This window comes from Klebsiella sp. ME-303 (assembly GCF_007910085.1).
GTDB lineage: Bacteria > Pseudomonadota > Gammaproteobacteria > Enterobacterales > Enterobacteriaceae > Klebsiella > Klebsiella michiganensis.
Genome location: NZ_VOJB01000090.1, coordinates 73511 through 82563, shown reverse-complemented (window position 1 = coordinate 82563; position 9053 = coordinate 73511). Strand labels below are relative to the sequence as shown.

Genomic DNA, 9053 nt, shown 5'->3' with positions numbered 1-9053 from the left:
TATAACAGAGGATAACCGCGCATGGTGCTTGGCAAACCGCAAACAGACCCTACCCTTGAATGGTTCTTGTCTCATTGCCACATTCATAAGTACCCATCAAAGAGCACGCTGATCCACCAGGGTGAGAAAGCAGAAACGTTGTACTACATCGTTAAAGGCTCCGTGGCTGTACTCATCAAGGATGAAGAAGGTAAAGAGATGATCCTCTCTTACCTTAATCAGGGCGATTTCATCGGTGAATTAGGCTTGTTTGAAGAAGGCCAGGAGCGTAGCGCTTGGGTACGTGCGAAAACCGCATGTGAAGTGGCCGAAATCTCCTACAAAAAGTTCCGTCAGCTGATCCAGGTTAACCCGGACATCCTGATGCGTCTCTCTTCGCAGATGGCTCGTCGTCTGCAGGTCACGTCTGAGAAAGTCGGCAACCTCGCCTTCCTTGACGTTACCGGTCGTATCGCTCAGACGCTGCTGAACCTGGCTAAACAGCCGGATGCGATGACCCACCCGGACGGTATGCAAATTAAAATTACCCGCCAGGAAATTGGTCAGATCGTCGGATGCTCCCGCGAGACCGTTGGCCGCATCCTGAAAATGCTGGAAGATCAAAACCTGATCTCCGCGCACGGTAAAACTATCGTCGTCTACGGTACCCGTTAAGTCGGTAAAACGGCGTATTGCCTGACAATACGCCGTTTTTGTTTTCCCCTCATGTGGCGCAGGCTGATTTACCACCCGGAAGTCAACTATGCACTGCGGCAAACGCTGGTGTTGTGTCTGCCGGTTGCGATTGGGCTTCTGCTCGGTCATCTCCAGCAGGGGCTGCTGTTTTCTCTTGTTCCCGCCTGCTGCAACGTTGCCGGGCTGGATACGCCGCATAAACGCTTCTTTAAACGCCTGATTATCGGCGGCAGCCTGTTTGCCGGCTGTAGCCTGATCGTTCAGCTCCTTCTGCAGCGAGACATCCCTTTGCCGCTGATCCTCACGGGTCTGGCGCTCATCCTCGGCGTCACCGCCGAAATCAGCTCCCTGCACGCTCGGCTGCTGCCCGCCTCGCTTATCGCGGCTATTTTTACCCTCAGCCTCGCTGGCAATATGCCTATCTGGGAGCCGCTGTTAATCTACGCCATGGGCACCTTATGGTATGGCGTGTTTAACTGGTTCTGGTTTTGGCTGTGGCGCGAACAGCCGCTGCGCGAATCATTAAGCCTGCTCTACCGGGAGCTGGCCAACTACTGCGAGGCCAAATACAGTCTGCTTACCCAGCATACGGACCCCGCCACATCGCTGCCGCCGCTGCTCAACCGCCAGCAGAAGGTGGTGGATCTGATTACCCAGTGCTATCAGCAGATGCATATGCTGGCGGCTAACCAGCGCAGCGATCACAAACGCCTGCTGCGCGCTTTCCAGGTTGGACTGGACCTTCAGGAACATATTTCCGTCAGTCTTCATCAGCCGGAAGAGGTGCAGAAACTGGTGGAGCGCAGCCACGCGGAAGCGGTGATTCGCTGGAACGCGCAAACCGTTGCCGCCCGCCTGCGGGAGCTGGCGGACGATCTCCTCTACCACCGTTATCCTCAGCGCTTTCAGATGGATAAACAGATCGGCGCGCTGGAAAAAATCGCCTGGCAGCATCCGGATAATCCGGTTGGCCAGTTCTGCGCCTGGCACTTCAGCCGCATTGCCAGGGTTCTGCGCACCCAGCGCCCGCTATACGCGCGTAACCTGATGGCGGATAAAACCCGCCGCCTGCCGCTGCTGCCCGCGTTGAAAAACTATCTGTCGCTTAAGTCGCCGGCGTTACGAAACGCGGCGCGTATCAGCGTGATGCTGAGCGTCGCCAGCCTGATGGGCAGCGCGCTGCATCTGCCTAAGCCCTACTGGATCCTGATGACCGTGCTGTTCGTGACGCAAAACGGCTACGGCGCAACCCGGGTACGTATCGTCCATCGGGCTGCCGGAACCATTGCGGGACTGGTCATTGCCGGGCTCACGCTGCACTTTCACGTTCCTGAAGGCTATACGCTGACCGCGATGCTGTTCATCACGCTGTTAAGCTATCTGATTATCCGCAAGCACTACGGCTGGGCGATGGTCGGGTTTACGGTGACGGCGGTGTACACTCTGCAGCTGCTCACTCTGAACGGCGAGCAGTTTATCATCGCCAGACTGATTGATACGCTGATTGGCTGTCTGATCGCCTTCGGCGGAATGGTCTGGCTATGGCCGCAGTGGCAAAGCGGGCTGCTGCGCAAAAATGCCCACGATGCGCTGGAAGCCGATCAGGAAGCGATCAGGCTGATCCTCAGCGACGATCATCAGGCCCCGGCGCTGGCCTACCAGCGCATGCGCGTTAATCAGGCGCATAACGCGCTGTTTAACTCGCTGAATCAGGCGATGCAGGAACCCGGCTTTAACTCGCACTATCTGGAAGACATGAAGCTGTGGGTGACCCACAGCCAGTTTATTGTCGAGCATATTAACGCGATGACCACTCTGGCGCGCGAGCACAATATGCTGACGCCGGATCTGGCACAGCGTTATCTGGAATCCTGCGAGATTGCGCTCCAGCGCTGCCAGCAGCGGCTGGATTCCGACGGGCCGGGCAGCGCGGGGGATGTGAACATTATGGAGGCGCATGATGCGGAGGTTCCTCGCGGCCCGCTCAGTACGATGGAGCAGCATTTGCAGCGCATCCTCGGGCATCTGAACACCATGCACACCATTTCATCGGTGGCATGGCGTCAGCGTCCGCATCATGGCATCTGGCTGCGCGCCACTAAGCGCTAAGCACCCGCTCAACCGCCAGGGCAAAGCACGCCATGCCTTCAGCAATATCGCTATCATCAATCACCAGCGACGGTACGAAGCGCATCACGTCCGGTCCGGCATTGAGCACCATGACGCCCGCCTCTGCGGCGGCGTAGAGGAAATCGCGCGCCTTCCCGTGATACTGCGGCTTCAGCTCGGCGCCGATAAGCAAACCCATGCCGCGAATATCGCTGAACAGATCGAACCGCGCGTCAATGCGCTGAAGGTGCTCAACAAACAGCTCGCGCTTCGCGGTGACGCCGTCCAGCACTTCCGGCGTGTTAATCAGATCGAAGGCCGCTCCGCCGACCGCGCAGGCCAGGGGGTTACCGCCGTAGGTTGAGCCGTGAGAACCGGCGTGGAAAGCGCTGGCGATATCATGGGTGGTCAGCATCGCGCTGATAGGGAAGCCGCCGCCAAGCGCCTTGGCGCTGGTCAGAATATCCGGCGTCACGCCGTAGTGCATATAGGCAAACAGCGAGCCTGTGCGCCCCATACCGCACTGTACTTCATCAAACACCAGCAGTGCCTGGTGCTGGTCGCAGAGATCGCGCAATCCTTGCAGGAATTCCGGCGTCGCCGCCGTCACTCCGCCTTCACCCTGAATCGGCTCGACCACCACCGCGCAGGTATGATCGTCCATCACGGCTTTCACCGCGTGTAAATCGTTAAACGGCACGTGAACGATATCGGCCGGTTTCGGCCCAAACCCGTCGGAATATTTCGGCTGACCGCCGACGGAGACGGTGAAAAGCGAGCGACCGTGAAACGCATTATGGAAAGCGATGATTTTGGTTTTGTACGGGCTATGGCGGGTCACGGTGTAATGGCGAGCCAGCTTGAAAGCCGTTTCGTTAGCTTCCGTACCGGAGTTCATAAACACGACGCGATCGGCAAAAGTCGCATCCACCAGCTTCCGCCCGAGTCGCAGGGCGGGTTCGTTGGTAAAAACGTTGCTGGTATGCCACAGCTTTTCACCCTGCTCATGCAGTGCCGCCACCAGCGCCGGATGGCAATGACCGAGCGCGGTCACGGCAATCCCACCGGCGAAATCAACGTACTCTTTACCCTGCTGATCCCATACCCGGCTTCCCTTACCCTTCACCGGAATAAATTCTGCCGGTGCATAAATCGGCAAAATGACCTCATCGAATGTAGCGCGGGTGATTGCCGGTTGTTCAGTTGCCATGTGGTGCCCATCCTTTACGTTATGCAGCAATGATTATGATAATCTAATCACAAAATATGCATAAAAAATCAACTCATGGCAACTACAAATCACCGATTGAGGAAGTTTGCCAGCAGCTGGTGGCCCTGCTCGCTGAGAATACTCTCCGGATGAAACTGCACGCCCTCGAGATCGAACACGCGGTGGCGAATGCCCATGATCTCCCCCTCTTCGCTGCGGGCGGTCACCTCAAAGCATTCAGGCAGCGTTAGCGGATCAATGAGCAGGGAGTGGTAGCGGGTCACCGTAAGCGGGTTATTCAGTCCAAGGAACACCCCTTGACCGGTATGGCTAACGGGGGACGTTTTTCCGTGCATGACTTTGGCGGCTCGTACGATAGCGGCGCCGAAAACCTGGGCGATGGCCTGATGGCCGAGGCAAACGCCTAAGATCGGCGTTTGGCCGGAAAAATGGCGGATCGCCGCCAGTGAAATCCCCGACTCATCCGGCGTACAGGGGCCCGGCGAGATAACTATTTTCGCTGGCGCCAGGGAAATAATGTCCGCTAACGTCAGCTCGTCGTTACGCCTGACCAGCACTTCCGCCCCAAGTTCGCAGAAATACTGGTACAAATTCCAGGTGAAAGAATCGTAGTTATCGATAAGCAGGATCATAGCGGCTCCGGGAACAAAGAACCGCGCTATTCTACTCAGTTTCCGTCGCTTCGCTTACCACTTTGCGAAATATCGTCCGCAGTGGAGAAAGGTCGCCCATCGCTCCGCTCTGGTTGGCCTGGTTCCACGCATCGACCGCAATATCGCGCCAATCCAGCGTATAGCCCGCATGGATAGCCAGCTGCTCAAAGAAAATGCGTTGCGCCAAGCCGTTACCGAGACGGAAAGGATGCAGGACGTTAATTTCGCAGTAGTAATGAGCAAGACGTTCAATGAATTTATCCTGCGCGAGACCCACCAGATAACCTTCCTCTTCAAGATCCTGAAGCAGCGCGTTCCCCTCTTTTTCGATATAGGCGAAATGGCAGAAACGGGTGTCGCCCTGATAGATATCCACTTCACGCAGCTGCCCCGCCCAGTCGAAGACATCCTGATAGAGCTGGCGATGAATAGCGCAGAGATGAGGCAATCCCCGCACCAACGGCCCGAGTTCAATGGTTGCCGCGCGTAATGCGGTCAGCTCCCACGCCGCCTGCTCAAGTCGCTGAGCCTGGCGAATCCCCAGGCGGTTGCGCATCACCTTAAGACCGGGGTAGAGATAGGGGTCCCGCCCCTCGCCGAATTTATCGCTCATAGTGACTCCTTAACGCCGCAATGCGCGCCAGGGCTTCTTCGGGGGTAAGGGTTATCAGCGGAACATCGACGCCCTCCAGCCGTCGGCTGGCCTGAAAATTCACGTTACGTCGATCCTCCCAGAGACGGGATTTCTGTTTTTCGGTGAGCTTTTTCATTTAACACCTCCCTGACGCGTCCGCAGTTGCCACAAGTATAAGCGGCAAAAAACGATTTCGCAGGGAAGCGGGGGCTGCGCGGGTACGGGTTACCCGCGCAAAATAAGATTACGGCAGAACTTTTGCGGAAAGGATCACGATAGGTTTGGACGGTACATTCTGATACGGGCCAACGTTATGGGTCGGCACCTGAGAAATCTTATCCGCCACGTCCATACCTTTAACGACTTTACCAAACACCGCATAGCCAAAATCACGCTGGCCATGATCGAGGAAGGCGTTATCCGCAATATTGATAAAGAACTGGCTGGTGGCGCTGTCCTGATCGGCGGTACGCGCCATGGCGATGGTGCCACGCGTATTGCGCAGGCCGTTGTCGGCTTCGTTTTTAATCGGTGGATTAGGCTGTTTCTGCTGCATCTGCTCGTTAAAGCCGCCGCCCTGCACCATAAAGCCCGGGATCACGCGGTGAAAAGTGGTGTTGTTATAAAAGCCGCTGTTCACGTACTTGAGGAAGTTATCCACCGAGATCGGTGCTTTCTGGCTATTCAGCTCAAGCTCAATATTGCCCGCAGACGTGGTCAGCAACACATGGGGATCCCCTTTTGCCGCCATGGCCGGGGAGAATGCTGAAATGGCGAAAACGGCAGCCACCGCCGCGAGAGTTGATTTGAGCATGGAAATTCCTTAACGGAGCAGAATAAAAACCGAGTGCTTTGATTCTAAAGAGCCTTTGCATCCTGGGCCAGCCTTTTACCTAATTTTACTTAGCTGAAACAGTTGTAACGGTGGGCCTGGCGATCGGCTAAATAGATAAATGTGATATTAGTCACACTAAGAATTGCAAAAAGATATAAATTTCAGAATAAACGTTTGCTTGAATCACGCTAACGCATAAAATCTGTCCGCCCGGCGCAGAGTCAACGCGCTTTACATTTCTATTCACAGGCCAGTCATGACTAACAGCAATCGTATCAAGCTCACATGGATCAGCTTCTTCTCCTACGCCCTGACCGGCGCGTTGGTGATTGTCACCGGGATGGTGATGGGAAATATCGCAGATTATTTTCATCTGCCCGTTTCCAGTATGAGCAACACCTTTACTTTCCTTAATGCCGGTATCCTGATCTCTATCTTCCTGAACGCCTGGCTGATGGAAATTGTTCCGCTGAAAACCCAGCTGCGTTTTGGCTTTATCCTGATGGTTCTGGCCGTCGCGGGTTTAATGTTCAGCCACAGCCTGGCGCTGTTTTCCGCTTCGATGTTCGTGCTTGGCCTGGTCAGCGGGATTACCATGTCGATTGGTACCTTCCTGATCACCCATATGTATGAAGGCCGTCAGCGCGGGGCGCGTCTGCTGTTCACCGACTCCTTCTTCAGCATGGCGGGGATGATCTTCCCGATGCTGGCCGCTTATCTGCTGGCGCGCAGCATCGAATGGTACTGGGTTTATGCCTGCATCGGCCTGGTGTACGTCGCTATTTTCATTCTGACCTTCGGCTGCGAATTCCCGGTATTGGGCAAAAAAGCCCTGCAGGATAGCCAGCCGGTCGTGAAAGAAAAATGGGGTATCGGCGTGCTGTTTCTCTCCATCGCTGCGCTATGCTACATCCTCGGCCAGTTGGGTTTCATCTCCTGGGTACCGGAATACGCCAAAGGCCTGGGCATGAGTCTTGGCGATGCGGGTAAACTGGTAAGCGATTTCTGGATGTCGTACATGATCGGCATGTGGTCTTTCAGCTTCATCCTGCGCTTCTTCGACCTGCAGCGTATTCTGACCGTGCTGGCGGGCGTAGCGACGGTACTGATGTATCTGTTTATCAACGGTTCGCCGGAGCATATGCCGTGGTTTATTCTGACCCTCGGCTTCTTCTCCAGCGCCATCTATACGTCGATCATCACCCTGGGTTCACAGCAAACCCGAGTGTCGTCGCCGAAGCTGGTGAACTTCATTCTGACCTGCGGAACCGTGGGTACTATGCTGACTTTCGTCGTGACCGGCCCTATCGTTGCCGCCAGCGGTCCGCTGGCAGCGCTGCATACCGCTAACGGCCTCTATGCCGTGGTGTTTGTGATGTGTCTGATCCTCGGCTTCGTCTCCCGCCACCGTCAGAACAACGCGGCAGCGGAATCGCACTAAGCCTCAGGCCCCTTTGTTCCGGCAAAGGGGCTATTTCGGGTAAAGAACAGCTCCTCACCGCCCCGATCCATCTGAACCCAGGTTTGCGCCAGCTGCGTGGTGGCGATGACTCTCCCCTGGCGGATTGACCAACGCACCGGAACCTGACAACGCACGGCCTCAAACCCGTTTTCCGCGGGCAGAATCACCAGATTCGCCGTGTTCCCCGTCGCAATACCGTAATCGCTCAGGCCAAACGTGCGCGCGCTATTTTCCGTGACCAGCTTCAGTCCCTCGTTAATCTGCTGATAGCCCATCATCTGGCAAACGTGCAGACCCATGTGCAGCACCTGCAGCATATTGCCGGTCCCCAGCGGATACCAGGGGTCAAATACATCGTCATGGCCAAAGCAGACGTTAATGCCCGCCGCCATCAGCTCCTTCACGCGCGTGATACCGCGACGCTTCGGATAGTCGTCAAAGCGTCCCTGGAGGTGAATATTGACCAGCGGGTTAGCGACGAAGTTAATGCCGGAGAGCTTCAGCAAACGAAAAAGACGTGACGTATAGGCGCCATTGTAGGAGTGCATCGCGGTGGTATGGCTGGCGGTTACTTGCGGACCTATCCCCTCTTTTAACGCCAGGGCCGCCACGGTTTCAACGAACCGCGACTGTTCATCATCAATTTCATCGCAGTGGATATCCAGAGGCCGCTGATACTTTTTCGCCAGACGGAAAGCGATGTGCAGGGATTCCACGCCATATTCGCGCGTAAATTCAAAATGCGGAATCGCGCCCACCACGTCGGCCCCCAGACGCAGCGCCTCTTCCAGCAGGGCCTCACCATTGGGGTAGGATAAAATGCCCTCCTGGGGGAAGGCGACAATCTGCAGCTCTACCCACGGCGCGACCTCCTGCTTTACCTCCAGCATGGCTTTGAGCGCGGTCAGCGTCGGATCGGAAACATCAACGTGGGTACGAACAAACTGGATGCCGTTGGCGATCTGCCACTTCAGCGTCTTCCACGCGCGGGCTTTAACGTCCTCATGGCTCAATAAAGCCTTACGCTCCGCCCAACGCTCAATCCCTTCAAACAGCGTCCCGGACTGGTTCCAGTTCGGCTCTCCGGCGGTTTGGGTCGTATCAAGGTGGATATGCGGCTCAATAAAAGGGGGGATGGCCAGTCCGCCGCGGGCGTTCAGCACTTCAAAATTCTCTTTGCGCGCCTCCCCCATAGGGGTGATATCCCCGAAGCGCCCCTTGTCTATCGCTATCTGCCATAACCCTTCGCGATCGGGCAGACGAACGTTCTCAATTAACCAAAGCGGCGCTGCTGTCATATCGATGACTCCCGTAATTGTTGCTGAAGTTTTACTCAACCCGCCGTGGGTATCCGTTGCTAATTTTGTACATAAAAAAAGCAAAAAGGAAAAGCCAGCGTTTTCCGTTACTTATAAAAATACTGACAAATCATAAACATACCACTTAAGTAGTAG

General features: G+C 55.7%; 9 protein-coding genes. 3 read left to right on the top strand and 6 right to left on the bottom strand.

Annotated features, from left to right (window positions below; translation table 11 throughout):
• The first annotated feature begins 21 nt into the window (after positions 1 to 21).
• A complete protein-coding gene (gene crp, locus FQK12_RS20720; protein WP_000242758.1) occupies positions 22 to 654 on the top strand; it encodes a cAMP-activated global transcriptional regulator CRP in 633 nt (210 codons plus the stop codon).
• A 51-nt stretch (positions 655 to 705) separates the two neighbouring features.
• Positions 706 to 2784 carry a YccS/YhfK family putative transporter gene (locus tag FQK12_RS20715; protein WP_014227047.1) on the top strand — a complete coding sequence of 693 codons (2079 nt, stop codon included), beginning with the start codon at positions 706 to 708 and terminating at the stop codon, positions 2782 to 2784.
• On the opposite strand, the gene FQK12_RS20710 is transcribed toward FQK12_RS20715, so the two are convergent.
• The 5 genes from FQK12_RS20710 to ppiA form a co-directional block, all read right to left on the bottom strand.
• Complete coding sequence (locus tag FQK12_RS20710) at positions 2774 to 3994, bottom strand: aspartate aminotransferase family protein (protein ID WP_014227048.1); 1221 nt, start codon at positions 3992 to 3994, stop codon at positions 2774 to 2776. The genes FQK12_RS20715 and FQK12_RS20710 overlap by 11 nt on opposite strands.
• An 89-nt stretch (positions 3995 to 4083) precedes the next feature.
• Positions 4084 to 4647 carry an aminodeoxychorismate synthase component 2 gene (pabA, locus tag FQK12_RS20705; protein WP_014227049.1) on the bottom strand — a complete coding sequence of 188 codons (564 nt, stop codon included), beginning with the start codon at positions 4645 to 4647 and terminating at the stop codon, positions 4084 to 4086.
• A 31-nt stretch (positions 4648 to 4678) separates the two neighbouring features.
• Positions 4679 to 5281 carry a putative adenosine monophosphate-protein transferase Fic gene (locus tag FQK12_RS20700; RefSeq protein WP_014227050.1) on the bottom strand — a complete coding sequence of 201 codons (603 nt, stop codon included), beginning with the start codon at positions 5279 to 5281 and terminating at the stop codon, positions 4679 to 4681.
• Positions 5271 to 5438, bottom strand: a complete 168-nt coding sequence (locus FQK12_RS20695) for a YhfG family protein (RefSeq protein WP_004854887.1) — start codon at positions 5436 to 5438, stop codon at positions 5271 to 5273. Before FQK12_RS20695 ends, FQK12_RS20700 begins: the two co-directional genes overlap by 11 nt.
• Positions 5439 to 5546: 108 nt before the next feature.
• Positions 5547 to 6116, bottom strand: a complete 570-nt coding sequence (gene ppiA / locus FQK12_RS20690) for a peptidylprolyl isomerase A (RefSeq protein WP_004854889.1) — start codon at positions 6114 to 6116, stop codon at positions 5547 to 5549.
• 277 nt (positions 6117 to 6393) lie between these two features.
• On the opposite strand from ppiA, the gene tsgA reads away from it, so the two are divergent.
• Positions 6394 to 7578: an MFS transporter TsgA gene (gene tsgA / locus FQK12_RS20685; RefSeq protein ID WP_004854892.1), complete on the top strand. Its 1185-nt coding sequence runs from the start codon at positions 6394 to 6396 to the stop codon at positions 7576 to 7578.
• On the opposite strand, the gene FQK12_RS20680 is transcribed toward tsgA, so the two are convergent.
• Positions 7575 to 8897, bottom strand: coding sequence for a cytosine deaminase (locus tag FQK12_RS20680; RefSeq protein ID WP_009654835.1), 1323 nt, complete (start codon positions 8895 to 8897; stop codon positions 7575 to 7577). The two genes, tsgA and FQK12_RS20680, sit on opposite strands and share 4 nt — an antisense overlap.
• Positions 8898 to 9053 lie beyond the last annotated feature (156 nt).

Excerpts from the sequence above, each read along its gene's own strand:
- FQK12_RS20715 (WP_014227047.1), top strand. The coding sequence starts at position 706 with ATGTGGCGCAGGCTGATTTACCACCCGGAAGTCAACTATGCACTGCGG.
- FQK12_RS20695 (WP_004854887.1), bottom strand. The coding sequence starts at position 5,438 with ATGAAAAAGCTCACCGAAAAACAGAAATCCCGTCTCTGGGAGGATCGA.
- FQK12_RS20710 (WP_014227048.1), bottom strand. The coding sequence starts at position 3,994 with ATGGCAACTGAACAACCGGCAATCACCCGCGCTACATTCGATGAGGTC.
- FQK12_RS20680 (WP_009654835.1), bottom strand. The coding sequence starts at position 8,897 with ATGACAGCAGCGCCGCTTTGGTTAATTGAGAACGTTCGTCTGCCCGAT.
- ppiA (WP_004854889.1), bottom strand. The coding sequence starts at position 6,116 with ATGCTCAAATCAACTCTCGCGGCGGTGGCTGCCGTTTTCGCCATTTCA.
- pabA (WP_014227049.1), bottom strand. The coding sequence starts at position 4,647 with ATGATCCTGCTTATCGATAACTACGATTCTTTCACCTGGAATTTGTAC.
- crp (WP_000242758.1), top strand. The coding sequence starts at position 22 with ATGGTGCTTGGCAAACCGCAAACAGACCCTACCCTTGAATGGTTCTTG.
- FQK12_RS20700 (WP_014227050.1), bottom strand. The coding sequence starts at position 5,281 with ATGAGCGATAAATTCGGCGAGGGGCGGGACCCCTATCTCTACCCCGGT.
- tsgA (WP_004854892.1), top strand. The coding sequence starts at position 6,394 with ATGACTAACAGCAATCGTATCAAGCTCACATGGATCAGCTTCTTCTCC.